At 61.7% G+C, this 25,919-nt stretch carries 29 protein-coding genes and 3 tRNA genes; 19 read left to right on the forward strand and 13 right to left on the reverse strand.

The window, feature by feature from the left end; all coding sequences use genetic code 11:
- A partial coding sequence (locus NKI24_RS21320; protein WP_352643320.1) for a GTP-binding protein occupies positions 1-151 on the reverse strand: 151 nt, incomplete at its 3' end.
- Positions 152-423: 272 nt separating this feature from the next.
- Here NKI24_RS21320 and NKI24_RS21325 point away from each other — a divergent pair.
- The 3 genes from NKI24_RS21325 (at position 424) to NKI24_RS21335 (ending at position 2,560) form a co-directional block, all read left to right on the forward strand.
- The gene (locus NKI24_RS21325) at positions 424-1,311 is read left to right on the forward strand and encodes a DMT family transporter (protein WP_352748070.1); all 888 of its coding nucleotides are present in this window, start codon (positions 424-426) and stop codon (positions 1,309-1,311) included.
- 33 nt (positions 1,312-1,344) lie between these two features.
- Complete coding sequence (locus NKI24_RS21330) at positions 1,345-1,794, forward strand: GFA family protein (protein WP_352451059.1); 450 nt, start codon at positions 1,345-1,347, stop codon at positions 1,792-1,794.
- 106 nt (positions 1,795-1,900) lie between these two features.
- The gene (locus NKI24_RS21335; RefSeq protein ID WP_352451060.1) at positions 1,901-2,560 is read left to right on the forward strand and encodes a peptidoglycan recognition protein family protein; all 660 of its coding nucleotides are present in this window, start codon (positions 1,901-1,903) and stop codon (positions 2,558-2,560) included.
- Between the two features lie 45 nt (positions 2,561-2,605).
- Here NKI24_RS21335 and NKI24_RS21340 read toward each other — a convergent pair whose 3' ends face one another.
- Entirely contained in the window at positions 2,606-2,863 is a 258-nt protein-coding gene (locus tag NKI24_RS21340; protein ID WP_023717513.1) for a GlsB/YeaQ/YmgE family stress response membrane protein, read from the reverse strand.
- A gap of 159 nt (positions 2,864-3,022) precedes the next feature.
- On the opposite strand from NKI24_RS21340, the gene NKI24_RS21345 reads away from it, so the two are divergent.
- The gene (locus NKI24_RS21345; RefSeq protein ID WP_352578225.1) at positions 3,023-3,490 is read left to right on the forward strand and encodes a YidB family protein; all 468 of its coding nucleotides are present in this window, start codon (positions 3,023-3,025) and stop codon (positions 3,488-3,490) included.
- A gap of 164 nt (positions 3,491-3,654) precedes the next feature.
- On the opposite strand, the gene NKI24_RS21350 is transcribed toward NKI24_RS21345, so the two are convergent.
- Together NKI24_RS21350 and NKI24_RS21355 are read right to left on the reverse strand one after the other, a co-directional pair.
- Positions 3,655-3,728, reverse strand: a tRNA-Gly gene (locus tag NKI24_RS21350).
- 67 nt (positions 3,729-3,795) lie between these two features.
- Positions 3,796-3,880: transfer RNA gene (locus tag NKI24_RS21355), tRNA-Tyr, on the reverse strand.
- A 202-nt stretch (positions 3,881-4,082) separates the two neighbouring features.
- On the opposite strand from NKI24_RS21355, the gene NKI24_RS21360 reads away from it, so the two are divergent.
- Positions 4,083-4,934: a TrmH family RNA methyltransferase gene (locus NKI24_RS21360; protein WP_352702323.1), complete on the forward strand. Its 852-nt coding sequence runs from the start codon at positions 4,083-4,085 to the stop codon at positions 4,932-4,934.
- Between the two features lie 144 nt (positions 4,935-5,078).
- Here NKI24_RS21360 and NKI24_RS21365 read toward each other — a convergent pair whose 3' ends face one another.
- The 3 genes from NKI24_RS21365 to gcl all read right to left on the reverse strand — a co-directional run bounded on the left by NKI24_RS21365 (position 5,079) and on the right by gcl (position 8,812).
- Complete coding sequence (locus tag NKI24_RS21365) at positions 5,079-5,966, reverse strand: 2-hydroxy-3-oxopropionate reductase (RefSeq protein ID WP_352748075.1); 888 nt, start codon at positions 5,964-5,966, stop codon at positions 5,079-5,081.
- Positions 5,967-6,209: 243 nt separating this feature from the next.
- The gene (gene hyi, locus NKI24_RS21370) at positions 6,210-7,007 is read right to left on the reverse strand and encodes a hydroxypyruvate isomerase (RefSeq protein ID WP_352748078.1); all 798 of its coding nucleotides are present in this window, start codon (positions 7,005-7,007) and stop codon (positions 6,210-6,212) included.
- A gap of 23 nt (positions 7,008-7,030) precedes the next feature.
- The gene (gene gcl, locus NKI24_RS21375) at positions 7,031-8,812 is read right to left on the reverse strand and encodes a glyoxylate carboligase (RefSeq protein WP_352748081.1); all 1,782 of its coding nucleotides are present in this window, start codon (positions 8,810-8,812) and stop codon (positions 7,031-7,033) included.
- 202 nt (positions 8,813-9,014) lie between these two features.
- Here gcl and bhcR point away from each other — a divergent pair, with 202 nt between their 5' ends.
- Positions 9,015-9,863: an HTH-type transcriptional regulator BhcR gene (gene bhcR / locus NKI24_RS21380; RefSeq protein ID WP_352746792.1), complete on the forward strand. Its 849-nt coding sequence runs from the start codon at positions 9,015-9,017 to the stop codon at positions 9,861-9,863.
- A gap of 834 nt (positions 9,864-10,697) precedes the next feature.
- On the opposite strand, the gene NKI24_RS21390 is transcribed toward bhcR, so the two are convergent.
- Complete coding sequence (locus NKI24_RS21390) at positions 10,698-10,997, reverse strand: BA14K family protein (RefSeq protein WP_352748085.1); 300 nt, start codon at positions 10,995-10,997, stop codon at positions 10,698-10,700.
- A 176-nt stretch (positions 10,998-11,173) separates the two neighbouring features.
- Entirely contained in the window at positions 11,174-11,341 is a 168-nt protein-coding gene (locus NKI24_RS21395) for a hypothetical protein (RefSeq protein WP_352492505.1), read from the reverse strand.
- Positions 11,342-11,497: 156 nt separating this feature from the next.
- Between NKI24_RS21395 and NKI24_RS21400 the strand changes: the two genes are divergently transcribed.
- The 4 genes from NKI24_RS21400 (at position 11,498) to NKI24_RS21415 (ending at position 13,213) form a co-directional block, all read left to right on the forward strand.
- Positions 11,498-11,573 (forward strand) — tRNA-Thr (locus NKI24_RS21400).
- Positions 11,574-11,726: 153 nt separating this feature from the next.
- Complete coding sequence (locus tag NKI24_RS21405; protein ID WP_156937488.1) at positions 11,727-11,966, forward strand: hypothetical protein; 240 nt, start codon at positions 11,727-11,729, stop codon at positions 11,964-11,966.
- A 275-nt stretch (positions 11,967-12,241) separates the two neighbouring features.
- Positions 12,242-12,439: a hypothetical protein gene (locus tag NKI24_RS21410; RefSeq protein WP_084641813.1), complete on the forward strand. Its 198-nt coding sequence runs from the start codon at positions 12,242-12,244 to the stop codon at positions 12,437-12,439.
- Between the two features lie 135 nt (positions 12,440-12,574).
- The gene (locus tag NKI24_RS21415; protein ID WP_352748088.1) at positions 12,575-13,213 is read left to right on the forward strand and encodes a cupin domain-containing protein; all 639 of its coding nucleotides are present in this window, start codon (positions 12,575-12,577) and stop codon (positions 13,211-13,213) included.
- 64 nt (positions 13,214-13,277) lie between these two features.
- Here NKI24_RS21415 and NKI24_RS21420 read toward each other — a convergent pair whose 3' ends face one another.
- On the reverse strand, positions 13,278-13,844 hold the full coding sequence (locus NKI24_RS21420) for a DUF2569 family protein (RefSeq protein ID WP_352748090.1): 567 nt from the start codon (positions 13,842-13,844) through the stop codon (positions 13,278-13,280).
- An 80-nt stretch (positions 13,845-13,924) separates the two neighbouring features.
- Between NKI24_RS21420 and NKI24_RS21425 the strand changes: the two genes are divergently transcribed.
- Positions 13,925-14,125, forward strand: a complete 201-nt coding sequence (locus NKI24_RS21425; RefSeq protein ID WP_352451072.1) for a DUF2905 domain-containing protein — start codon at positions 13,925-13,927, stop codon at positions 14,123-14,125.
- Between the two features lie 55 nt (positions 14,126-14,180).
- Here NKI24_RS21425 and NKI24_RS21430 read toward each other — a convergent pair whose 3' ends face one another.
- Positions 14,181-14,795: a TetR/AcrR family transcriptional regulator gene (locus tag NKI24_RS21430; protein ID WP_352472778.1), complete on the reverse strand. Its 615-nt coding sequence runs from the start codon at positions 14,793-14,795 to the stop codon at positions 14,181-14,183.
- Between the two features lie 90 nt (positions 14,796-14,885).
- Between NKI24_RS21430 and NKI24_RS21435 the strand changes: the two genes are divergently transcribed.
- The 7 genes from NKI24_RS21435 to NKI24_RS21465 all read left to right on the forward strand — a co-directional run bounded on the left by NKI24_RS21435 (position 14,886) and on the right by NKI24_RS21465 (position 22,479).
- Positions 14,886-15,992, forward strand: a complete 1,107-nt coding sequence (locus NKI24_RS21435; RefSeq protein ID WP_352746775.1) for a polyamine ABC transporter substrate-binding protein — start codon at positions 14,886-14,888, stop codon at positions 15,990-15,992.
- Positions 15,993-16,005: 13 nt separating this feature from the next.
- A complete protein-coding gene (locus NKI24_RS21440; RefSeq protein WP_352451074.1) occupies positions 16,006-16,848 on the forward strand; it encodes an ABC transporter permease in 843 nt (280 codons plus the stop codon).
- A 2-nt stretch (positions 16,849-16,850) separates the two neighbouring features.
- Entirely contained in the window at positions 16,851-17,633 is a 783-nt protein-coding gene (locus tag NKI24_RS21445) for an ABC transporter permease (RefSeq protein WP_352451075.1), read from the forward strand.
- Positions 17,630-18,700 carry an ABC transporter ATP-binding protein gene (locus NKI24_RS21450; RefSeq protein ID WP_352748096.1) on the forward strand — a complete coding sequence of 357 codons (1,071 nt, stop codon included), beginning with the start codon at positions 17,630-17,632 and terminating at the stop codon, positions 18,698-18,700. Before NKI24_RS21445 ends, NKI24_RS21450 begins: the two co-directional genes overlap by 4 nt.
- Positions 18,697-19,458, forward strand: coding sequence for an MBL fold metallo-hydrolase (locus NKI24_RS21455; RefSeq protein ID WP_352451077.1), 762 nt, complete (start codon positions 18,697-18,699; stop codon positions 19,456-19,458). Before NKI24_RS21450 ends, NKI24_RS21455 begins: the two co-directional genes overlap by 4 nt.
- A gap of 461 nt (positions 19,459-19,919) precedes the next feature.
- Positions 19,920-20,693, forward strand: coding sequence for an NAD kinase (locus NKI24_RS21460; protein WP_023679915.1), 774 nt, complete (start codon positions 19,920-19,922; stop codon positions 20,691-20,693).
- A gap of 190 nt (positions 20,694-20,883) precedes the next feature.
- Positions 20,884-22,479 carry a DEAD/DEAH box helicase gene (locus NKI24_RS21465; protein ID WP_352451079.1) on the forward strand — a complete coding sequence of 532 codons (1,596 nt, stop codon included), beginning with the start codon at positions 20,884-20,886 and terminating at the stop codon, positions 22,477-22,479.
- Between the two features lie 81 nt (positions 22,480-22,560).
- Here NKI24_RS21465 and NKI24_RS21470 read toward each other — a convergent pair whose 3' ends face one another.
- Entirely contained in the window at positions 22,561-24,573 is a 2,013-nt protein-coding gene (locus tag NKI24_RS21470; protein ID WP_352748100.1) for a BTAD domain-containing putative transcriptional regulator, read from the reverse strand.
- A 254-nt stretch (positions 24,574-24,827) separates the two neighbouring features.
- Between NKI24_RS21470 and NKI24_RS21475 the strand changes: the two genes are divergently transcribed.
- Positions 24,828-24,992, forward strand: coding sequence for a YjiS-like domain-containing protein (locus tag NKI24_RS21475; RefSeq protein ID WP_352748200.1), 165 nt, complete (start codon positions 24,828-24,830; stop codon positions 24,990-24,992).
- 26 nt (positions 24,993-25,018) lie between these two features.
- On the opposite strand, the gene NKI24_RS21480 is transcribed toward NKI24_RS21475, so the two are convergent.
- On the reverse strand, positions 25,019-25,912 hold the full coding sequence (locus NKI24_RS21480; protein ID WP_352746764.1) for a LysR family transcriptional regulator: 894 nt from the start codon (positions 25,910-25,912) through the stop codon (positions 25,019-25,021).
- Between the last annotated feature and the right edge of the window lie 7 nt (positions 25,913-25,919).

The following is a 25,919-nucleotide window of genomic DNA, read 5'->3' on the forward strand; positions in this document are numbered from 1 at the left end:
CTTCCGGCGCCGCATCGATCTGGTCGTAGCGCTTGTATTCGCCAAAATACTTGGTGATCGCCGCCGTCAGCGACGTCTTGCCATGGTCGACGTGACCGATCGTGCCAATGTTCACATGAGGCTTAGTGCGCTCGAATTTACCTTTTGCCATAGTCTCTTTCCTTGGACGGCCTGGGGACGGCCTGGACCTTCAGTTCAGTCGAATGCGGGGCGATTAGCGACTAAGGCCGAAAAACACAAGTGCCTTGTCGCCGAGCGCGCTCGCCCGGCCCGAACGCGTGATCCGGTTTCGGAGAATGTGGCGCGGATATAGGAACGAACAAGGGCAAATGGAATGATTGCGGCTGCGGCTGACGGCTTTGACGGATTTACAGCCGGATCTGGCCCATTGCCGCCCTGGCGCCGGTCTGATTTCGTGGGCCGATGCATTTCATCCCGACTGCCATACGAGGCCCGCTGTTCATGGTCGTTTCGACCGGGTCCTACATCGTCAACGACACGATGATGAAGCTAGCAACCGCGGGACTGCCGCCCTATGAGGTGCTGTTCCTGCGCGGCGCTGCGGCAACATTGTGGGGCATTCCGCTGCTGTTCATGCTGGGCTATGGCAAGCAGATCCCGCTGATCCTCGACGCCAAGGTTTTGCGCAGGAACATGCTCGAACTGGGTGCGATCCTTTGCTACGTGGTGGCGCTCGCCAACATGCAGATCGCCGATTCGACCGCGCTCGGACAGATCACGCCCTTGCTGATGCTGGTCGGCTCATCGATGCTGTTTGGCGAACGGATCGGCGGGGTACGCCTGGCGCTGATCGGGCTCGGCTTTGTCGGCGCGGTGATGGTGGCACAACCGACAATGCAGGGGATTTCGGTCTACGCCCTGCTGGCGCTAGGCAATGCCGCCCTGTCCGCGGCGCGCGATCTGGCCGGACGCAAGGTCGCCGCCGACGTGCCGGGAATGGTCGTAGCTATTTCCGCGGTGATTGTCGTGCTCGCGGGCGCCGGCGTTGCGCATCTGGTTTCCGAGCAGTGGGTGGTGCCTGAAATCCGTCACCTGCTGCTGATGGGCGGCGCCGGACTGTTCCTGATCTTCGGCCACTTCTTCATCTTCATGGCCTATCGCGTCGGGCCGACCAGCGTGGTAGCGCCGTTCTACTATTGCTTTACCGTCTGGGCGGTGATTTCAGGCCTGGTGGTATTCCGGCAGCTCCCGAATGCGCTGGCCGTCTGCGGCATCCTGCTGGTGGTGGCCAGCGGGTTGACCATCGTCTCGCTCGACGAGCGCAAGCGCCGGTTGACCGTCGTCGCTTGAAACTGAAATCGGCCTGCATAATGGGAGGAGCGCGTGGCAAGCCCGGATGACAACCAGAATTCACGCAACCGCAGGCTTATCGGAAAGTGCCTGTGCGGCGCCGTTCAGTACACGGTGGCGGACGCGTTCGTCTATGCCGCGAACTGCCACTGCTCGAACTGCCGGCGCACCACCGGCTCGGCCTTCAAGCCATTCGCCGGCATCGAGCGCGACAGGCTGAGCCTGACCGGGGGCGAGGACAATCTCATGATCTTCGGCGACGAAACCGGCCATGACGCGCACTGCAAGACTTGCGGCTCGTTGCTCTATTCGGTGGTCCGCGACGGTGCCTTCGTGCATGTCGCCATGGGAAGCCTCGTCGACGAGCCGACCATCCGCCCGACGCAGCACATCTTCGTCGGCTCCAAGGCGAAGTGGTTCACGATCACCGACGATCTGCCGCAATACAGAGAACACGCGGCCGCCGGAGATGCCGGCGAATAGCTGACCGTTAGAAAACGCTCAACCAAATTATCGTTTCGTTTTCGCGTCCGCCGCCAAGGAAACTATACTGTGCTCCGTCACTGAACCTATGTCGCGGGGGATTTCTGTGGCATTGCCGCCCGACTGGTTGCCCAATGTTGCGATGAAGCGCGTCATTTGCCACTGGACGGCCGGCTCGCATTCGGCCGGCGATACCGACAGGGATGCGTATCACATACTGGTCGAGGGGAATGGCCGCCTGGTCAGGGGCCGGCCTTCGATCGCGCTCAATTCAGGCCGGGTAAAACCGGGATATGCCGCGCACACGCTCAACTGCAACGGCGGCTCGATCGGGGTTTCGCTCTGCTGCATGGCCGGGGCGGAGCAAAGGCCGTTCGATGCCGGCCGCTATCCGATGACCAGGGCGCAGTGGGACGCGATGGCCGCCGTCGTCGCCGAACTCTGCAAATACTACCGCATCAAGGTCACGCCCAAAACGGTGCTGTCGCATGCCGAAGTCGAGAGTAATCTCGGCATCGAGCAGCGCGGAAAATGGGATTTCACCCGGCTGCCCTTCGATCCGACGATCAGCGGCGCAAGCGCCTGTGGCGAGCGGCTGCGCCGCGACGTGACGGTGGCAATGGGCGCGATGCCAAATCTACCGGTGAGGATTGGGCGCGATGCGGTATGGCAGCGATTGCTCGAGGAATTATGGCCGATCATGGTGAGAGGGCTGGAAGCCGGCCTCAACACGCTGATCCGCGAAATCCTCAAAAGGATCAGATAGGCGGTCGGCATTCGGGTGAATGCCGACGCAATTGCCGAGCGGCTTCTACAGAGCCCTCTTGCCGCTGAACTGGTGATAGGCCCACAGGACCACCACCGCACCGACCACGGCGACTATCAGGCTATAGATGTTGAGCCCGGTAACGCCCGACGCTCCAAAGGCGCTAAAGATGAGCCCGCCGACGATGGCGCCGACGATCCCAAGCACGATGTCGAGCACCAGGCCTTGCCCGCTTTTATTGACGATCTTGCTGCCTATGAAGCCGGCGATGACGCCCAGAATAATCCAGCTTAATATTGACATTTTTCCTCTCCGTTCCCCGCGCCCGATTACTTCCACATTATTAAGCAAAGCTCAAGCCAACTTGAAAATCATGATTACGGAAAGCTCAAACCGGCTTGAAATTCGCCATGGATGCGTCATTGTTGGAGACGGACGGGCAATTTGACATGGAGATCCACAATGGGACTGTTTGACAATGCCGTTCCCGGCGGCAACGTCGCCAAGCCGCTGATGATCGCGCTCGGCGCACTTTTGGTGGGAAAAATGCTGAGCGGTGGAAGTTCCGCCCAGACGGAGGCAGCGCAAAGCCCTGCCCCCGTCCCGCCTGATACAACCGCATCTGCCGACGGCGGCCTGCTCGGCGGTCTGGGCGGCCTGCTCGACAAACTGAAGGACGCCGGCCACGGCAACGTTGCCAATTCGTGGGTCGGTACCGGTCAGAACCAGCCGATCAACCCCAGCGATCTGGGCAGTGCTCTCGGGCCACAAATCATTCAGGAGATCGCGCAAAGGACGGGCCTGAACCAGCAGGATCTGCTCAAGCAATTGTCCGCGGCCTTGCCCGGGCTTGTCGACCAGCTGACGCCGAACGGGCAAGTGCCGCAGCAGAACCAGCTCGCGTCCATATTCAGCAAATTCGCGAGCTGACGCCTGTCCCAACGCCGCCTGCGGTTCGGGACAACGATAACACAGATTAAGATGCGCGTCCGTCTGGACGCGCAACGAATACTTTGAATTATCGGCAAAGCGCTTCGCTTGGCGGTGCCTGCTTCGGCATCGTGCGCGAGGTGCGCCGCGGCTTGGGGGAAATCTGGAGCGGGTAGCGGGAATCGAACCCGCATATTCAGCTTGGAAGGCTGCTGCTCTACCACTGAGCTATACCCGCGCCTTTCAGTCAAGCATCGGATCCGCTCCGACGCTCGCTCTGCGTTTCAGGGCTTCCGGGCCGGCAGTGGTGGAGAGGGTTGGATTTGAACCAACGTAGGCATAGCCAACGGATTTACAGTCCGTCCCCTTTAACCACTCGGGCACCTCTCCAGTCTGCCGCCGGAGCCATGCAACGAGGCATCGACGCGTCGCGGCCGCCAAAGCAGCCCTTCCGCGAAGCGCCTTATGGCGGCAGCGCCCAAAACTGTCAACCGCAACAGTCCGGCAAAAAGCGCTGAATCTCACGCCTCGCCCGACAAGCAGCTTATGCAGCTGTATCCATGGCCGGACGACACGGCTATAGAAGCCGGCCATGAGCAACGACAACAAATCGAAGACCCCTAAAGACACCCACTACGCGAAGCTGCGCCGCGCGCATCGCGACGAGAAGAGCGGTGGCGCGCCTGCATTCAGGCCACGCCAGCCGGTGCCGCCCGGCGAGAACCCGGCGGATGGGCTGGTGCGGCTCTACGGGCTGCACACGGTGCGGGCCGCACTCGACAATCCGCGCCGCAAAATCAAGAAGATGCTGGTGACGCGCAACGCTGCCGAGCGACTGGCAATCGCCGACCTTGGCGCTTTGCCCTTCAACGCGGAGTTGGTCGAACCCAGGGACATCGACAAGGTCACCGGCTCGGATGCCGTTCACCAGGGCGTGGTGATCGAGGCCGAGCCGCTGAAACCGAAGCGGCTCGATGCGCTCGGCGACACCAGGCTGGTGCTGGTGCTCGACCAGATCACCGATCCGCACAATGTCGGTGCGATCCTGCGCTCGGCGGTGGCTTTCGGCGCCGGTGCATTGATCACCACGGCGCGCCACAGCCCGCAGGAATCCGGCGTGCTGGCGAAATCGGCCTCCGGCGCGCTCGAGCATATCGATCAGATCGAGGTGAAGAACCTCGCCGATGCGCTGGGGCAGCTGCACGAGGCCGGATTCCAGACGATCGGCCTGGATTCGGACGGGCCGGCGGAGCTCGAAACGAGCTTTGCCGGAGAAAAGATCGCGTTGGTACTTGGCGCCGAGGGCAAAGGCCTGCGCCAGAAAACGCGCGAAACGGTGACGACGCTCGCCCGCCTCGACATGCCGGGCGCCATCCGCTCGCTCAACGTGTCGAATGCCGCGGCGGTGGCGCTTTATGCGGCGAGGAAATTTTTGAAAGAGTGAATGGTGAATGGTGAATGGTGAATGGTGAATGGTGAATGGTGAATGGTGAATGGTGAGACTGTCCGTAAGTCGTGACCAATTCACTACCAACTACTCACCTATCTGCAACTGACTACCTATTCACCATTCACCATTCACTATTCACTATTGACCCACTTCACATCCCGCCATCCGCTCCAGCGCCCGAACCAGCGCCGAATGATCCTCCTTTGACCCGCCATTCGCCGCGCACGAGTTGAACAATTGCTGCGTCGTTGAAGTGTTGGGTAGTGCTACCCCAAGCGCCTTCGCGCCTTCCAGCGCCAGATTGAGATCCTTCTGGTGGAGTTCGATGCGGAAGCCGGGCGCGAAAGTGCGCTTGATCATGCGCTCGCCATGCACTTCCAGGATGCGCGAGTTTGCGAGCCCGCCCATCAGCGCCTGCCGGACCTTGGCCGGGTCGGCGCCGGCTTTTGAAGCAAAGACAAGCGCTTCGGCGACGGCCTCGATAGTCAGCGCGACGACGATCTGATTGGCGACCTTGGTGGTCTGGCCGACACCGTTAGGCCCGACCAAAGTGATGTTCTTGCCCAACTTCTCGAAGATAGGCCTGACGCGTTCGTAGGCATTTTTTTCGCCGCCGACCATGATCGTCAGCGATGCCGCTTTGGCCCCGACCTCGCCGCCCGACACCGGCGCGTCGAGGTAGTCGCAGCCGAGATCGTTGATCTTTTTTGCAAAGGCCTTGGTCTCGATCGGCGAGATCGAGCTCATGTCGATGACCAGCTTGCCTTTAGTGAGGCCTGACGCGACGCCGTTCTCACCGAACAGCACGTCGGCGACCTGCGGCGTATCCGGAACCATGGTGATGACGATGTCGGCGGCACGCGCGACGGCATCATGGCCGGTGACGGCCTTCAGGCCCTTGGCGACGAGGTCGGCCGGCGGTTTCGAGCGGTGGTCGCTGGCGACGACCTGATAACCGGCGTCTAGCAAATGCCCCGCCATCGGCGCGCCCATGATGCCGAGACCGATGAAGCCGATTGTGTCCATGTTTTTCTCCGTTTCTTGTTAAGGGGGCTTTCCTGCGGGCCCCCCTCTGGCCTGCCGGCCATCTCCCCCACGAGTGGGGAGATCGGCAGTTGCCGCGCCGGCCCTTAAACTTTCCCGACCTCGAAAATTGGCGAAAGCGGCGGTGACATCCAATCTCCCTCCTTGTGGGGGAGATGCCAAGTTTTGGCAAAGAGGGCAGGCCAGAGGGGGGCGCGAAGGAACGTGACGTGCGACACGTAGCGTCTATGCCGCCGCACTCCCCTGCCCGGCCGCGTCCCGAAACCACCCGAGCCCGGTTTCCGTTCCGCCCTTGGGCTTGTACTCCGCACCGACCCAGCGGGAATAGCCGATGCGGTCGATGTGGTTGTACAGGAAGGGAAAATTGATCTCGCCCGTCCCCGGCTCATGACGGCCGGGATTATCCGCAAGCTGGATATGCGCGATGCGGTTGAGGTTTGCCTCGATGGTACGGGCGAGATCCCCCTCCATGATCTGCATGTGATAGATATCGTATTGCAGGAACAGGTTCTTCGAGCCGACGCGGTCGATCAGGGCCAGAGCCTGGTCCGAGTGATTCAGGAAAAAACCCGGAATGTCCCGGGTGTTGATCGGCTCGATCAGCAGCCTGATGCCGGCCTGCTCCAGCTTTTCGGCCGCGAAAGCCAGATTTTCGGCGAAGACGTCTTCCAGCACGGAGCGATCGACGCCTTGCGGCGCGATGCCGGCGAGGCAGTTGACCTGCTCGCAGCCGAGCGCATGGGCATAGGTGACGACCTTGGCAATGCCCTGCCGGAACTCCGGGATGCGGTCCGGCAGGACCGCGATTCCGCGCTCGCCCTTGGCCCAGTCGCCGGCAGGCAGGTTGAACAGGACCTGCGTCAGCCCGTTCTTCTTCAACCTAGTCGCGACGACATCCGGCGCATGGTCATAGGGGCCGATATACTCGACGCCCTTGAAGCCCGCGCGGGCGGCGGCATCGAAGCGGTCGAGGAAGTCATGCTCGCCAAAGAGCATCGAAAGATTGGCTGAGAACCGTGGCATGGCAGTAGTTCCTCATATGCGGCTTAATCGAGCATGACGATCGCCGTGGGGGCATCTTCATGGCGTTCGGCAAGCTCCTCGAATTCGGTGATCTTGTCGATTTCGGTACCCATCGAAACGTTGGTGACGCGCTCGAGGATGAATTCGAGCACCACCGGAACCTGATGCTCGTCCATCAGGCGCTTTGCCTCTTCGAAGGCACCGGCGAATTCCTCCGGCCGGCGCACCCTGACGGCCTTGCAGCCCATCGCCTCGGCAACGGCGACGTGGTCGACGCCGTAGCCCGCCTCTGGATCGCCCTGTCGATTGACGTTCTCGAAGGCCAGGCTGACTTCGAAATCCATCGAAAAGCCGCGCTGCGCCTGGCGAATCAGCCCGAGATAGGCGTTGTTCACGACGACATGGATGTAGGGCAATTTGTGCTGTGCGCCGGCCGCCAGTTCCTCGATCATGAACTGGAAATCATAGTCGCCGGACAATGCCACAATTGTGCGGTCCGGATCGGCGGCGCGAACACCGAGGGCTGCCGGCAATGTCCAGCCGAGCGGGCCGGCCTGGCCGCAATTGATCCAGTTGCGTGGCTTGTAGACGTGCAGGAATTGCGCCCCGGCGATCTGGGACAGGCCGATCGTGGTGACATAGGTGGTGTCGCGGCCGAACGCCTTGTTCATCTCCTCGTAGACGCGCTGCGGCTTCAGCGGCACCTGGTCGAAATGCGTCTTGCGTTTCATCGTCTTCTTGCGCTGCCGGCATTCGCCGGCCCAGCCCGACCAGTCGCGCAATTTCCCGGCCGTCCTCCATTCGGTGGCGACGTCGAGCAGCATTTTCAGCGCCGCACCGGCGTCCGAGACGACGCCGAGGTCCGGCGCGAAGACGCGGCCGATCTGCGTCGGCTCGATGTCAACGTGGATGAATTTCTTGCCCTTGGTATAGACGTCGACCGAACCGGTGTGGCGGTTGGCCCAGCGGTTGCCGATGCCGAAAACGAAGTCGGCTTCGAGCATCGTGGCATTGCCATAGCGGTGCGAGGTCTGCAGCCCGCACATGCCGGCCATCAGGCGGTGGTCGTCGGGGATCGCGCCCCAGCCCATCAGCGTCGGAATGACAGGCACGCCGGCGACCTCGGCGAACTCGATCAGCAGATCGGACGCATCGGCGTTGATGATGCCGCCGCCGGCGACGATGACAGGCTTTTCCGCCGCATTCAGCATCGTCAACGCCTTCTCGGCCTGGGCGCGCGACATTGCCGGCTTGAACGGCACCAGCGGCTCGTAGGCTTCGATGTCGAACTCGATCTCGGTCAGTTGCACATCGACAGGCAAATCGATCAGTACCGGCCCCGGCCGCGACGAGCGCATCAGATGGAACGCTTTCTGCAGCGCCATCGGCACCAGATAGGGTTCCATGACGGTGACCGCCCATTTGGCGACGGGTGCGGCGATCGCCGCAATGTCGACGGCCTGAAAATCCTCCTTGTTGAGACGCGCGCGCGGCGCCTGTCCGGTGATGCAGAGGATGGGAATTGAATCGGCAGCGGCCGAATAGAGGCCGGTGATCATGTCGGTGCCGGCGGGACCGGAGGTGCCGATGCACAGACCGATATTGCCCGATCTGGCGCGGGTAAACCCTTCGGCCATATGCGAAGCCGCCTCGACGTGCCGCGCAAGGATGTGGCGGATACTGCCCCTCGCCTTCAGCGCCGAATAGAGCGGGTTGATCGCAGCACCCGGCACGCCGAAGGCACAGGAGATGCCTTCCTTTTCGAGAACGAGAACCGCTGCGTCGACTGCGCGCATCCTGGCCATGTCAGCCTCCACCGAATTGTTGATAGCCGATGATGCCAGCGCACCAATGTTTTTTCAATTTTTTCAGAATATTTTTTCATTTCCAGAAAACGGCTCTTGTGAGTTGAATTTATTTGACTTTCTGTTTTCCACCAATTCGCTTCGCAAATCGGTGAAAAACTTTTTCATTGCTTATTGGGCGAACAGAGCGAAGAATGGATCCATGGAAACCACCGAAAAACGCCAGCGCGGCCGGCCGCGCGCCTTCAACGGACCGGCCGAGGCCGCCTCGGTCCAGTCGCTGGACCGGGCGCTGCGGATCCTGGCAATCGTCGCCGATGGCAGTGGCCTGTCGCTGAGCGAGATCGCCGCCAGTTCCGGTCTGCCGGCATCCACCGCCTACCGCATGCTGACGACGCTGGAAAACCACGGCATGGTCGAGTTCGACGGCCCTGACCAACTGTGGTCGATCGGCGTCGAGACCTATCGCATGGGGGCGGCGTTCCTGCGCCGCCGCAAGCTGGTCGACCGCGCCCGTATCGTCATGCAGGAATTGATGGAGAAGACCGGCGAGACCGCCAATCTCGGCGTCGCCGAGGACGATTGCGTCGTCTTCGTCAGTCAGGTCGAGACGCACCAGGCGATCCGCGCCTTTTTCCGGCCGGGCACGCGCAGCTCTTTCCATGCATCGGGCATCGGCAAGGCGGTGCTGGCGTATCTCGAGCCGGAGCGCGTCGCCACCATCCTGCGCCGGGCCGGGCTGGAGCGCTTCACCGAAAACACGCTGTCCGATATCTCGGCTCTCGCCCGCGACCTGGTGACGATCAAGCTGCGCGGCTGGTCGGTTGACGACGAGGAGCGGCATCCGGGCATGCGCTGCGTTGCCGCCGCCATCTTCAATGAATTCGGCGAGCCGATCGGCGGCGTTTCGGTCTCCGGGCCGACAGTACGGGTCACGCCGGAACGGCTGGCCGAGATCGGGCCGCTGGTGCACGATGCGGCGGCGGAGGTGACGAGGATGATCGGCGGACTGCCGACCCCTCCCGGCCTTGGCAGCGAGCCGAGCGCATAGCAGCGCTGACCAGCGCGGAATGGTGCGACATCTGCCAGGATGGCCAGAGCTAGGCCCGGGCACCGCGCTCTTGGTCGATAGGTCGTAGAAATCAAGCAGCATCGCCAGCCCAACTCCGCAGGCGGTGAAGATGAGGCCGGCAATGAAGATACGATTGGCGCGTTCATAAACGCGCCGTTGTAGAGACGTTATGTCGAGCAGCAACCGCAGCGCTCGTATCTGCAGGGCAATGCCGATCAAAATCGGCACGACGGCGGCCAGGTGATAGATTTCCCATGGTATCGGGTTGGCGGCCCAATGCGTGATGAAGCCCAGCGAGAACGCCAGCAGGATGCCGACTGTGGTGATTGTGCCGTTGCGGAAAACCGTCTCGATCGGCTCTTCGTTCGGATCGTGCTCGCCCAAGCGCCCTCTCCCTGTTTCGGTATCGGTGCAGATTAGGCTGTTGGGAAATCGCTGTATACTGCCGGGTTCCTGGTGAAATCAGAGACAAAATGATAGCTCAATTGCTTGGAGACTGAAGCTGGCGCTGCCCCTCATTGCCCTGCCGGGCATTTCTCCCCGTATAGTGACGGGGAGAAAGAAGCTGACCGCGACCTTGGCGCCCTCTTGCAGCGCTGGAGACTGGCGAAATCATCGCCGAGAGCGTCCCTTCTCCCCGTCACTATACGGGGAGAAGATGCTGGCAGGCAGATGAGGGGCAGCGCCGACACTGATAGTCAGTCGATTTCGACAAGAAGCCTATCGCCGAACAACAGAAAAAGGGCCAGTGGGGCGCCCTTCTTCCGGTTGCATGAAACGGTCACCTCCTCTCAAAATTGGCAGTAGTGGCTCTCAAAGCCGGCAGCGATGACGATAACCGTCGTAGCCGACATAGGTGTCCGAGTACGGGTCGTAGCTCTGGTAGCGATTGAGGCAGCGCCGGACGTGCCACGAGCCGCCGTCTTCCTCGATATAGACGGTGCGCGGCTGGGCCAGCGCGCTGCCGAGCAGGAAGCCGCCGACACCTGCGGCAATGCCGATGCCGAGGTGCTTGTGCTTGTGATGGGCGGCCGACGGCTGAACGGTGCCGACCAGCATGGCGGCGGCGACAGTGGTGGCGACGAGGCCGGCAACGATGGTGCGCTTGAACATGACGATCTCCTTGTTGTGGGAGGCGATCCAACCGCCTCTTGACCATCAGTCGTCGCAACAAGGAAAAAGGTTCGAAGGTCTTTTTGGATTTTTTCTCGGCGGGAGAAATCGCGCGGTCTGATGCGCGAACACGAACGGTCGCGCCGTCGACAGTTCACCGAAACAGTCGGCAGGCCTCATCCCATGCCGGTGATATGCCGCAGCCAGAAGGCGAGCGCGATGAAACCGATGATGGTGGTGACGCCGGTCCAGTCGATATTGGCGCGCTTCAGGTCCTTGATGAGCTTCACCAGGAGAACCCAGGCCACGACGACGAGCGGGAGAATGATGACAAACCTGATCATGCGACTGCCTCGCTGATGCGATTGCATCTTCGATCAATATAGGAAGCGAATTGGCCGTTTTCAGGACGCCCTGGCGGCAGAACCGGCGCGTTCGCGGCAGCCGAAAACGGAGTTTTGTCTTTACTGGCGCGGCAGATATGGTAACCGGAGCGCCGTGCCCTTGTAGCTCAGCTGGTAGAGCAGCGGTTTTGTAAACCGAAGGTCGGCGGTTCGATTCCGTCCGGGGGCACCAGTACGGGCTTCTTGAGACCTCCGGGGCGCTTGATATCTGCTCATCCCCGATATCCACAGGCCGGGGCCGTCAGGATCGGTAGCACATCAGCTTCAACGCATATATTCCCTAGCGGAAACCATAGTTCCCTAGCGGAAAACCTAGGAGTCTTCGTTGGAGCAGAAACGCACGACCGCCCCCTTCATCAACGGCATATTTGGCGGATTTATCGTCTTCGCCTTCGCGTTCGGTTTCCGTTTCCTGCTAAGTCCCGATCCCGATCCAACATCAAGAGCAACGACAAGCCTTTCAGTACTGGCCTTCGCCATTTGTTTCGGCGCAGCCTTCCTCCGCGAGCACCGGCGCCAGATTGCCGCCGCCAGAGAATATATAAGCCGCCCAAGATCGTATTAGGGGCGTACGTGTCGGGACCGTCCTCGTCGGGTCACCAGAAACTTCCGTGAAATTGCTGGCAAAATCTGTCGCCAGACAACGAGTTAGCATCTCATATCTAGAGACGCTGAGCCCGGGCGTGACTTCGCGGTTGCAGAGCCGTCATTTCGGCCCTCTCTCCCGGCCTCGGCCATCTCGTACCATTCGATTAAATTGCTCCTGTGTATATTAGCACTCGCTCAATTAAGCGCGCCGACAATGTCGGTGCGGCGGGCCAAAAACCAAAGGGTGTTGTCATGCGAAGTGATTTCGCCGCGGCGCGCGAGCTTTTGGAGTGCGCACAAAACCGCCTCTGCGGCGCGGATGAAACGAGCCGACGCGTCAACGAGGCCCTCGACGCGCTGATTGAAGAAATAGCCATCGCGGAATTCCGCAAGGCGCCACTGACGGTCGTGCCGTTTCCGCGTGCGCGGCCGCCTAAGCATGTTCGGTAGAGCGCTGATCGCCCGCGTTGACGAAGAGCCGGCAACTGGTGTTTCCGCAATCGCCCGTTGGAGCGTCGTTGAACGACCAAGCCTTTGACGATAGAGTTGCCGAGCAGTGGTGCTCTGAAACTCCGGAGCCGATCCATGTCACGCTGTGGAGATGTCTACGAGAACAAGGTGACCGGCGAATATGCGGTCATCCTGCGTGGCACCGAAGACCGCGGCCAGGGACCTGGCATCGCTCATCTGACCGCCCGGCCGGGAGCCGCAGTGGTGGGCGAGCACTTCCACCCGAACCTGACGGAACGGTTTACCATCCTCCGTGGCCGTCTCGACGCTTGCATCGCCGGGAAAAGTTTGTCCCTGGGGCCTGGCCAATCCGCCATGGTCGAAGCAGGCGTCGCACATGATTGGTGGAACAGCAGCAAAACCGAAGAAGCGCATGTCCTGGTCGAAGTCGACCGGGCGCCAGGTGCGGACAATGTCGACCCGAACCGTTTCGAGCTGCTGATCGGCATGCTCTTCGGCCTGGCCAATGCCGGCAAGGTGGACAGAAAAGGTAGACCTTCGCCGCTTCAGGCAGCAGTCATCGCCAGAGAATTTGCCGACGTGATCGTCTTCACGCACCCGCCACCTGCGATTCAGCGAGTGGCGCTGGGGATCCTGGCGCCACTCGGCCATCTGCTCGGCTATCGCGCGATCGACCCGGACTACTGCAAGCCGCACGGGCATGTCACGCCGGCTCCTGAAATCCTCGCTCGAGCAGGCCTAGTAGCCGGATGATCCGGGTCCATATTGGGCGCCCGGCATTTTTGTCGGCAGCCACACATAGGACTCGCGGCAAGCTCTATGAAGCATTCGCGACCTGACCGGATATGGCGACCCGGTCGAACGTGTTTCTCACCCTGACCGACTTGTAGACGTAGGCGACCCAGATGCCGGTCAGGACAAAAGAAACTGCGGGCATTACCAGCGCATCCCATTCAAGCACCAAGCTCACGGGAGCGCTCATAACCGCTGAGATCCATACCGCGTCCAGAATAAACACGATTGGTATTGCAAACCACTGATACAGGAATAGCTGCTTGAAGCGGTAACTCCGCAGCAGCATCGCAAAGAGCACAACCACCTGGAACACCACAAACGCCAGCAAGAGGGCAATCTCTCCGTAGACCGCCAAGGTGCCATTCGGGAGCGTCATGAGCTGTCGGTAGCCTTCACTCGATGAGCCCAATGAGACGAGCGTGCGTAGCGGGGAGAAAGCCTGAAGAATCGCCAGCAGCATAAGCCAGCCTCCGAAACCTACGAGAGCCGAAGTATCCTGTAATGGCTTTGCGGCTGACCGAACGGCAAAGAAAACAGGCACGCCGATCAGCAGCAGCACTATAGCCCAATGCCAGATGGAAATCTGCATCCAATCCCTCCCTTGATACCCTTTTAGGTTGTATCAGATTTCATCCTCCGGCATGATACTATTTCCGGCAGGATGCTGCCATGTCGCGAACTCTGATCGTCGTTGGTCTCAGCATAGTTGCCTTAGGCCTGCTGTGGCCTTGGTTGGCCCGGACCGGCCTTGGCAGGTTGCCCGGCGATATCGTGATCGATCGTGAGAACTTCAGGCTTTATGTCCCTATCACCACGGGAATACTGGTCAGCATCGTGCTCTCGGCCATTCTATGGCTGATCAACCGTTAGGCGATGCTCCGGCTGCGGCGATTTGTGTTGCAGGCCCTACTCGCCCTTGATCTTCTTACACTCCGATCGCCGCCACCAATATCCTGTTCTGCCTGCGTATCGCCGTGCGCAGTTCGGCAATCCTCGCCTCCTCGCGCTTCACGAATTCGATGAACATCATGTTCATGTTGTTGAAGATGAGTTCGCCGAGTGCCGGCCCGTCGATGTCGCGACGCACCAGGCCGAGCGCCTGCAGGCGGACGATCAGCGCGCGGATCTGCTCGGTCAGGGCGCGGTCCAGCCCCGTATAGGCCTGGCCGAACGGGCTGTCGGGCAGTTGCGTCGAGATCGCCATCGCCTGCCGCCACATCTCCTTGCTGAGATAATGCAGCGAGTGCTCGATATAGATGCCGAGCAGCGTATCGAGAGCGTCGCCGACATTGGCCGGTGGGTTGGCGACGACGCCGCGCCCGGCATTCAGCACCTCGTTGACCTCCATCGAGACGATGGCGCCGAGGATGTCGCCCTTGTTCTGGTAGTAATTGTAGATGGTACCGACCGAGACTTCGGCCTGCGCCGCGATGGTCTCGATCTTGGCGCCTTCATAACCGGCATCGCGGAAAAGCGCCGCCGCCGCCTCGATGATGCGGCGGTGCCGATCCGCCTTCTGCCTTGCCCGCAATCCGCTCATAACGGCTGTTTGCCACAAAAACAGAATTGACTCAATTTTAGAATTGGTTCAATTTTTCCTACAAGCCAAAAAGGCAAGGGAGAACACTCGATGTCCGTCAATCCAAAGACCCCCAATCCAACCGTCAGGAATCCGCTTTCCGTTCTGAAGAGCCATCTCCAAGGCGCGTGTGCCGCGGCAGCACTGCTGCTGGCGGCGGGCAGCCTCGCTCAGGCGCAGGATCTCAACGCGCTGATCTGGTGCGATCACGCCGATCCGGCGCTGCTGCAGCCGTTCGAGGAAGCGAACGGCGTCAAGGTCAATGTCAAGGAGTTCGAAGGCACCGGCGCCGGCCTGGCGATCGTCGATCAATCACAGCCCGGCGATTGGGACGTGATGGTGATCGACAGCATCGACGTGCCACGCGGCGTCGAAAAAGGCCTGTTCGAGCCACTGCCGGAAGACAAGCTGCCGCTGGCCGACCTGTTTCCGCAGGTGAAGATGGACAGTTCCACCGTCGTCGACGGCAAGCGCTACGGCATCACCGAAAAGTTCGGCTACAACACGATCGGCTACAACAAGACCAAGGTCGATCCGGCCGACATGCAGTCGCTTGCCGCGCTGACCGGCGATAAGTACAAGGGCAAGATCGCTATCTACGATTATTACCTGCCGGTCATCGGCATGGCCGCACTGGCGATCGGCAAAAAGACCGCCGACCTGACCGAAGCCGACCTTCCCGCCATCAAGGAAGAGCTGCTCAAAATGAAGGCCAACGCCAAGCTGGTCGGCGAAGTGACCGCCAGCCAGACGGCGCTGGCGACCGGCGAGGTCGACATTCTGGTCGGCGGAGGCGAATGGGTGACGGCGGGGCTGGCCAAGGAAAACCCTGCCCTCGACTTCTCTATCCCGAAAGAAGGAGCCGTGCTGTGGTCGCAGTCGCTGGCAATGTTCAAGGATTCCAAGAACAAGGAGCTTGCGCTTAAATTCATCCAGTACATTATGAGCCCCGAAGGCCAGGCGCGGCTCGCCACCTCGTCCTGCTATTGGGGCATGCCGGCCAACAGCAAGGCGGCGTTGAGCGACGAGCAGAAGAAGATCCTGCGCTTCGACGAGCAGCCGGAATTCCTCGCCCGCGCCCAGTCCTATCCTGCGCCGAATGCCGATCTCGACAAGAAGATGCAGGACGTCTGGACCGAAATGCTGCAGGCGCAATGACCGGCTGCCGGTCGTGAACGCCGTCAACAGTGGGCGTGCCCTGCCCTGGGCGCTGGTCACGCCGGCGCTCGGCTGGACGCTGCTGTTCTTCGTGCTGCCCTTCGTCGCCATGGCGGTATCCAGCCTGACGGCACATGAAGGCGGCGGCTTCACGCTGTCCAACTACAGCCAGTTCTTTGCCAATCCGTCCTACTGGCAGGCGATGGTGAACTCGCTGCAGGTCACAGCGATCGTCACCGTGATCTCGGTGCTGCTCGCCTATCCTTTTGCCTGGATCCTGGCCGAACAGGTGCCGGAGCGCTGGCAGCGGCTGGCGCTGATGCTGGCGGTGCTGCCGTTCTGGACCTCCTATGTCGTGCGCTCCTATTCGTGGCTGCTGGTGCTGGCGCAAAACGGCGTCGTCAACCGCGCACTGACAGGCTCTGGCCTGTCCAGCGAACCGCTGCAGCTCGCCAATACGCGGCTGGCCACCATCACCGGCTTCGTGCATTTCTTCGTCATGCTGTTGACGCTGACGATCTTCGCCAATCTGAAGCAGCTTAGCCCCAGTTATCGCAAGGCCGCCGCCGACCTCGGCGCCGGGCCGGTTCGGACTTTCCTGCATGTCGTTCTGCCGCTGACGCTCCCCGGTATCATGGTCGGCGCCTTCCTCACCTTCGTGCTGTGCATCGGCGACTACATCACGCCGCAGATCCTCGGCGGCAACAACGAGCTTTTGATGCCGCAACTCGTCATGATGCAGATCGGCCGGCGCGGCGACTTTCCGCTCGCTTCGGCGCTGTCGATCATCCTGATGGCGGTGGTCACCATTGCCTATCTCGCCTGCTCCCGCTGGCTGAAGATCGAGCGGGCCTGACCATGCGCGCGCTCATCCGCCTCGTCTCCGGCCTTTACGCCATCGCAATCTACGGCTTCATCTTTCTGCCGGTCATCGTTCTGGTGCTGTTTTCGCTGCAGGCAACGTCGTTTCCGATCCCGCCCTTCACCGGGCCGTCGCTGCGCTGGTACGAGGCCGTGCTCGCCGACACGCGGCTGACTTCGGCTCTGGTCAATTCGCTGCTGGTGGCGGTCGTCTCCTCGGCTGCCGCCGTCACGTTGGGCTTTCTCTCCGCCTGGGGTTTTGCGCGCTTCGCTTTGCCGGGCTCGGGCCTGATGCGCGGGCTGATCACCTTGCCCCTGACCGTCAGCTATCTCATCATCGGCATGGGGCTGCTGGTGCTGTTCAACTGGGCCGGCGTGCCGAAGTCGCTCATTGCCGCCGGCATCGGCCACGTCGTGATCAACCTGCCGCTCTGCTTTGCCATCGTCTACAGCCAGATGGGCGACCACCAGATCAACATCGAGCGCGCCGCGCGCGACCTCGGCGCGCCCGAATGGAAGGTGCTGCTGCTGATCACCGTGCCTGTCATGGCGCCGGCGATCTTCGCCGGTTTCTTCCTGTCGATGACCTTCTCCTGGGACGAATTCGTCATCTCGTTCCTGTTGACGCGCTTCGATACGACGCTGCCGGTCGAGATCTGGAACCTGCTGCGCTCCGGCCTCAATCCCAAGACCAACGCCGTCGGCTCGCTGGTCTTCGCCGTCTCCATCGTGCTGGTGGTATTGTTCGAGCTGATGCTGTTGCGGAGGAAGCCGGCATGACCGCGCCACTGGTCGATATAAGCTCTGTCTCGCATCGCTTCGGTCAGCACACCGTGCTGAAGAACGTCTCGCTGACGATCGAGCCTGGCAGCTACACGATCCTGCTCGGGCCGTCCGGCTCCGGCAAGACGACGCTTCTGTCCATCCTCGGCGGCTTCGTCACGCCGAGCGAGGGCAAGGTGCTGATCCGCGGCGAGGACTGCACCGCCGTGCCACCGGCGAAGCGGCCGACGACGACCGTGTTCCAGGATTATGCGCTGTTCCCGCATATGAGCGTCGGCAGCAATGTCGGCTTCGGGCTGCGCATGCGGGGTGTCGATGCCGCAACCCGGGCAGCAAGGGCGCGCGAGGCGCTGGCGCTGGTTGGGCTGGCCACTGCCTTCGACAAGAAGCCGCATCAGCTTTCGGGCGGTCAGCGGCAGCGCGTGGCGCTGGCGCGCGCCCTGGTGGTCGAGCCGGCGGTGCTGTTGCTCGACGAGCCCCTCGGCGCGCTCGACCTGAAATTGCGCCGGCAGATGCAGGACGAATTGAAGGCGATCCAGAAACGCGTCGGCACCGCCTTCATCCACGTCACTCACGATCAGGAAGAGGCGATGGCGCTGGCCGACCATTGCGTGGTGATGAATGACGGGCGCATCGAGGACGAGGGCCCGCCCGAGCGCGTCTATGCACGGCCGGCGACGCGCTTTTCCGCGACCTTCATGGGCGAAAGCACGCTAATATCGGGAACGGTGAGGGAGACGAAGAACGGTAGGAACACCGTCGCGACGAAGCTTGGACCACTATCGCTGCCTGGCACAATCCCGGCGGGCTCGAGGATTGCTTTGGCTGTCCGGCCTGAGCATCTCGTCCTCGGCGCTGCCGGCGGTGCTGTGGCGCTCGGTACGGCCAAGGTCAGCGACGTCGTCTTCCAGGGCAGCTTCAAGCGTGTGCTGGGGACCTCCACGACCGACCCGGCGCTGCACTTCATCGCCAAGGTCGCGGCAGCATCGGCCGTCCAGCCGGGCGACGTTGTCGCGGTATCGTGCGATGCTGGCGACATCATCCTGCTTGCGGACCAAACATGAGCACGCTTCCAATCATCGACGCTCCTGACTGGTACGAAACTATCCGCATGGGCGATGGCGTGACGCTGATCCACGAGCCGTGGATCAAGCCGTTCTTCCGCTGCAACATCTGGCATGTGCGCGGCCGCGACCGCGATCTTCTGTTCGACACCGGCCTCGGCCATTTCAGCCTGCGCCGCCATGTGCCGCTGGTCACGGAGCGCAAGCTCACCTGCGTGGCCAGCCACACGCATTTCGATCATATCGGCTGCCATCACGAATTTCCCGACCGCTGCGTGCACCCGGACGAGGCCGAAATCCTCGCCGACCCGCGCAACGAATGGACGGTTGCCGACCGCTATGCCACTGACGAGATGTTCGACGGCATGCCGCAAGGTTGGGACACCAAGCGCTACCGGATCCCGCCCGCACCAGCCGGCCGGTTGCTCGAGCAAGGCGACATCGTCGATCTCGGCGACCGTGCCTTCGAGGTCATCCACACGCCCGGCCATTCACCCGGCGGCATTGCGCTCTACGAAAACAGGACGGGCATCCTGTTTTCCGGCGACATCATCTATGACGGCCCGCTGATCGACGACGTCTATCACTCCGATATCGACGATTATGTCGAAACGCTGCTGCGCATGCGCGATCTCGATGTCTCGGTCGTGCACGGCGGCCATTTCCCGAGCTTCGGCAAAGTCCGCTATCGCCAGCTTGTCGACGAGTACCTCGCGCAAAAGCGCCGGGCCGGCTGCCATCTGTTGCAAGCCCGATAAGCACTGGCGCTGTGGCGTCAAAGCGCCCTTTGCGGACAGGGTGTCCCCGCCGCGTCGCCGCAGCGTGAGGCCGTGGGCTCGGGTCTAAAGCTCTTTTCCTCCGACTGGCGCACCAGTTCCGCGAAAGCCAGGGCAAAACTTGCCAGCATCAGGAAGACAATAATCAAGCGTGCCAGCGGCAATAGATCGGTCTCGACTGGTTAGCCCCCACGCCGCCCGTCCGCTGCCGGCTAACATGATCGATATGGCTTTACGAGAGTTTAAGGCGAGTCTTAACCATCACATCATTTTGTCCTCCGACATGATGCGCGAGTGCGGCTTGTTTGGTCGCCATCTCCAGGCACCTCCCTCCCTTTGCAGAAATGCCCACCCATGCTAACCCGGCGCTGGCGCGGCCCAGCAACCGGTCGCCGCCAATCGGTCGCCAGACGGTCGTCGCCAATCGGTTGTCGTTGAGAGCCATGAGCAAAACCGCCAGCCGTTTCGCCTTCGTCTCATCCGGTACAGCCGACGCCAATGCAGCGCTGGAAAGCCTCTCTGCACGTTACGGCCAGGCATCCGTCGAAGAAGCCGGGATAGTCGTGGCGCTCGGCGGCGACGGCTTTCTGCTGCAGACCCTGCGCGAGACGATGAGTACGGGAAAGAAGGTCTACGGCATGAACCGTGGCACCATCGGTTTCCTGATGAACGAATACCGCGCCAGCGGCTTGACCGGGCGCATCGCGGCGGCCGTCGCCGAAACGATCCGTCCGCTGGAGATGCAGGCGGTGACGGCCGAAGGCGAGACGATTTCGGCGCTCGCGATCAACGAGGTCGCGCTTTGGCGCCAGTCGTACCAGACGGCCAAGATCCGCATCACCGTGGATGGGCAAGAGCGGCTGGAGGAATTGCACTGCGACGGCGTGATGATTGCGACGCCGGCCGGCTCGACCGCGTATAATCTGTCGGCGCACGGGCCGATCCTGCCGCTCGACGCTCCGCTGCTGGCGCTGACTCCGGTCAGCCCGTTTCGTCCGCGCCGCTGGCGCGGCGCGCTGCTCTCCAACAAGGCGATCGTGCGTTTCGACATTCTGGAGCCGGAAAAGCGGCCGGTGAATGCCGCCGCCGACCACACCGAGGTCAAGGCGGTGACGACGGTCACGGTGAGGGAATCGCCGACGGCAACAGCGACGCTGCTGTTCGATCCCAACCATTCGTGGAATGAGCGCATTCTCGCCGAACAGTTCAGGTATTGAGCCGGCGTAGCGGCCACTGCGTAAATTAAGCATCGCGATTAAGGTTACGACTTCACAATCGCGCCAATGCCGCCCGTTTGTGTTGACAAATCGTGGGCTTGCGCCTACCTGCAATACCAATCTTGCAGGCGCGCGGCGCTTGCCGCGACTGCATATGTTGCGCCCCCGAACCAGCCAAAGACAGCCAAACTTGTCCTCAGACACCCAGATCGCTCAAGAAGCGTTGACCTTCGCAGACCTCGGCCTGTCGCCGAAGGTCCTTTCCGCAGTTACCGATGCCGGCTACACCGAGCCGACGCCGATCCAGGCTGGTGCTATCCCGCACGCCTTGCTCGGCAAGGACGTGCTGGGCATTGCCCAGACCGGCACCGGCAAGACGGCGTCCTTCGTCCTGCCGATGCTCACCCGGTTGGAAAAGGGCCGCGCCCGCGCGCGCATGCCGCGCACGCTGATCCTCGAGCCGACGCGCGAGCTCGCCGCGCAAGTCGAGGAAAACTTCGTCAAATACGGCAAGAACCACAAGCTCAACATCGCACTGCTGATCGGCGGCGTGTCCTTCGACGAGCAGGACAAGAAGCTCGAGCGCGGCGCCGACGTGCTGATCGCGACGCCGGGCCGCCTGCTCGACCATCGCGAGCGCGGCAAGCTCCTGCTCAACGGCGTCGAGATCCTCGTCATCGACGAGGCCGATCGCATGCTCGACATGGGCTTCATCCCCGACATCGAGCGTATCTGCGAGATGATTCCGTTCACGAGGCAGACGCTGTTCTTCTCGGCGACGATGCCGCCGGAAATCACCAAGCTCACCGAGAAATTCCTGCACGCACCGGTGCGCGTCGAAGTGTCGAAGGCAGCATCGGCCGCCACCAACATCATCCAGCGGCTGGTGAAATCCGGCCCGAAACCCTGGGACAAGCGCGAGACGCTGCGCAATCTGATGAAAGCCGAGGATGCCGAGCTGAAGAACGCCATCATCTTCTGCAACCGCAAGATCGAGGTATCGGAGCTGTTCCGCTCGCTGCTGAAATATGACTTCGACGCCGGCGCCCTGCACGGCGACATGGACCAGCGCGCGCGCATGCAGATGCTGGCCAATTTCCGTGACGGCAAGCTGCGCTACCTCGTTGCTTCGGATGTCGCGGCGCGTGGCCTCGACATTCCCGATGTCAGCCATGTCTTCAATTACGACGTGCCGATCCACGCGGAGGATTACGTCCACCGCATCGGCCGTACCGGCCGCGCCGGGCGCTCGGGCAAATCCTTCACCATCGCGACCAAGTCGGACACCAAATACATCGACGCCATCGAGCGGCTGATCGGCACGAAGATCGAGTGGCATGACGGCGATTTGTCGACGGTCGTTGCCAGCGAAGGCGGCGAGGATGAGGCCCCGCGCCGTGGCCGCGGTGCGCCACGCCGTGCCGGCCGCAAGGACGACGCCAAGGACAGGGGCGAGCGCAAACCGCGTGAACGCCACGCCAAGCGCAGCGAAGAAGCAGCGCCAGAAGCAGTTAGCGAGGAACAGCCGGTCGTGGCCGAAGCCACCGTCGCCGACATCGACGAGCGGCGTACCCGCAAAGAGGCGATCCGCTCGGAAAACAGCGAGCGCCAGGCTTCACCTGAACGCAAGGCTTCGCCCGATCGCAACGAACGGCGCGCGCCGGAACGGGGCGACACCAGGCCGCAGCGCGAGCGCCCTGCCCGCCAGCGCCAGGAAGACAATGACGCGACCGTCGGCTTCGGCGACGACATGCCGGCCTTCATGCGGATCGTCGCCAAGGTCTGATGCTGCAGGGCTTGCGCGTCGCGCCGACGCGCGAAGCACCGAAAGCTGCATAAGACGGCCTCGCTTCGCGCTGATACTGCGTTAGTCCGGCAGGCCCGCCTTGCGAAGGCCTTCGATATATCTGCTGCGATCGTCCGGTCGATAAAACGGCGGCAGCACCTCGGCGAGATTCGAAAGCCGCAGCGAGGGGTCGAACTCGCAAAGCCGGGCCATCATTTGCTGCGCTTCCGTTAGGCGCCCCGCAAGGGCATGACCCGCCGCCACTACACGCATCGCGCTCACGTAGTTCGGCTGGTGCCGCAGCGACTTTCCCGCCCAAGCGACGGCGTCATCGTAGTGGCCTGCACAAAAATGAGCGAGCCCGGTGTTGAACTGCCAAGCGAACAAGCGTGGATCCAATGGGCTTAGGCGCATGGCAAGCGCGGCGTGCTCGATGGCCTTGCCTGGCTCGCCCAAGCAAGCCCTCACCCAGCTGCTGACGCCCAAAGCAGCGGCCAAGTTCGGGTTGAGAGCGAGCGCGCGATCGATGCAAGCCGCACTATCATCAAGGTCGCCGCCTACGTAGCCGAGGACGTATCCACCGTAGGAAAGCGCAATTGCATCGTCCCTTCCGAGTTCGACCGCTCTCCTGGCCAGTCGAGTAGCTTCGGCAATCTCTTCTGCACGGTCGACCATCCAGCCGTTGCTTTTTCGGGTAGCGTAGCACCGCGCCGCCCGCGCATGGGCTATCGCGAACTCCGGGTCACGGTCGATCGCCTTCATGAAGAGGCGCAAGGCGTCGTCAATCGCCGATCTACTAGTGATCGTTCGGTCAAAGGCCGCCAGCCCGCGGAGATAGTAGTCATAAGCATCGAGGCTTTCTGTCGGTTTGCGTTTGGCACGCTCGATCTCAGCCTCCTCCATTTTCGGTGTGATTGCGCCGACAATGCTCGAGGCGACCTGGTCCTGCAGATCGAAGACTTCGGCGAGCGTTCCGTCAAAACGGTCGGCCCAGAGATAGGCCCCCGTCGAGGTGTCGATGAGCTGCCCGGCGATGCGCAGGCGGTCGCCCGCCCGGCGAACACTTCCCTCGACCACATAGCGCACGCCCAGCTCACGCCCGACCTGCTTTATGTCTACGGACCGTCCCCTGTAGGTGAAGCTCGAATTCCGTGCGACCACGAACAGGTGACGAAAGTGAGCCAAGGCGGTGACAATGTCTTCCACCATGCCGTCGGCGAAATATTCCTGCTCCACATCACCGCTTAGATTCTGAAACGGCAGCACCGCAATCGACGGCTGGTCGTCGCGCCTCGTCGGGGCCGCCAGAACCTGCGCCAGTGATGCGGCGCCAGAGCTTGGCTCCGGCCGCTGACGTTCAGTTCTTTCACGAGACTGCAGGGAAGCCGCAATTGAGCTTGTCTGCTCCTCTGGGTCCGCATTCAGATGTTTTTTTAATGCTGCCCGACACAGCTCGAACTGGCGCAAGGCCGCGTTTTCGTGACCTCGATGAGCGTGGATGCGGATCAGCGCCCGATGGGCTGCCTCCGCCGTCGGATCCGAGGCGAGCAATCTCTCCGCGAGCCCTTCGCAGGCCGTCTCTTCCGCTGAGCCGGGTGCGGGCAGCGCCAGGCTCAGCCGATCGACCAACTGCAGCGCCTTGCGCTGATACTTACTCAGAAAGGGTCCAAACCACTCGTCCAGTTCGTCAGGAATCGTTTGCCCGGCAAGCAGCTCACCGCGATAGAGATCCGCAGCGAAGGCGAGATCGGTGGTCCGGCCCTCCTCCAGCTTCCGGTCGAACACCGAGATGTCCGCCTCATCCGGACCGGCAATCAGCGCAACGGTTTCCTGATCCCCATCGATGTAGACGGTGGCATCCGAGCTGGCGGGGAACGTGCGCCTGATGTCGACCAGCGCTTGCCGCAGACTGTTGCGGGCTTGCCCATTGCTTCGCCCCGGCCAAAAGGCTTCGGAAAGCTGCTCGCGACGATGGCCGCGGCGGCCAGCGAGAACCAGAGCAGCAAAAAGAAGCGAAGTCTTGCGTGTGGCGAACTGGACGGGCCGGTGCTCCGGGGAAGTAACCTCCAGGCCACCAAGCAACCGGATGCGCACAAATCGTCTCCATACTTCGACCGCAGCGACAGAATAGCATCTCCGGTGGATCGATTTAACACCGATTTAACGGCGGATCGCCGGACTTCTTCCAGTTGTTCACGCACAGCCGAACAGCCCGAAAACGCCTGCGTGGCACGCTCCCATCCGCAAACTGGAAATGGGAGACCAAAACAATGGCTCACACGGAACCTCGCGCCGCCCGCAGCATGTCCAAACGCTTGCTTGCGTCTAGCCTGAAAGGAGCAGCAATGATGATCGCTGCCTTCACGGGATGGCGGCGGACCGTTGCAAGACGCAGAGCACTGGCAGATCTGACGACCGAACAGCTGAAGGACATCGGTCATTCGGAGGTCCATCAACCCGCACTCGATGCCGCCACGGCTGTTCTAATCACGAACTTAATTTCGATGAGGTAAGATCGGCGTTGAGTTTGGTCTAGGCCCTAAAGGTTCTTGAGCTCCAGGCGGGATGCCAGCAGGTCCAGAAAAGCGCGAACTTTGGCTGAGGACGACCTGCCTTCCGGCCACACGGCGTGTATCGGCACCGGCACCGGCTCGAATTCGGTTAGAACCAGTTCCAGGCGGCCATCGTCCACCAGGTGCTTTACCTGCCAAAGCGGCGAGTAGCCCAGACCCAATCCGTGAACCGCGGCCGCATAGATCGATATCATCAAATTCGACCGGAAGGTACCCGCGACCTTCACCGGCCGGGGCTTGCCTTCAATCTGAAACATCCATTCGCCTGGGCGGCCGTCGACGGTTCGTACGATGCATTGATGCTCACGCAATTCGAGCGGATGGGCCGGTCGGCCGTGTTGCTGGAAGTAGGCAGGTGCGCCGAACACCACGCGCCGCAGCGCGCCCAGGCGCTTCGCACGTAAATTGGAATCCGGCAAATTGCCGATTCGGACAGCCAAATCGAGGCGCTCGGCATCGAGATCGACAAATTCATCGGAAAGCTGGAGGTCAACCTCGACCCGGGGATATGTCCGCATATAATCGGCGATGACCGGCACGAGGAAGTCCGGGCCGAACAGAACCGGGGCACTGACACGCAGGATGCCCCATGGCTCCGACCGTCGATTGGCCGCCTGAAGCCTGGCTTCGTTAATTTCCTCGACGGCGGGTTTGATGCGCTGGAAAAAGGCCGCTCCGGCTTCGCTCGGCGTCGAGCGGCGTGTCGTCCTGTGCAGAAGCTCGACCCCGATTGATTCCTCCAATGTCGCCAGGGACCGGCTGACCGACTGCAGTGAGCGGTTCAGCCGGCGTGCGGCAGCCGTCAGACTGCCATGCTCGACAATGGCAATGAAGGCTTCGAAATCATCTATCCGGCTCATCGCTCAT

Origin of the sequence: Mesorhizobium sp. M0701 (assembly GCF_040320365.1) — a bacterium.
Taxonomy (GTDB): Bacteria; Pseudomonadota; Alphaproteobacteria; order Rhizobiales; family Rhizobiaceae; genus Mesorhizobium.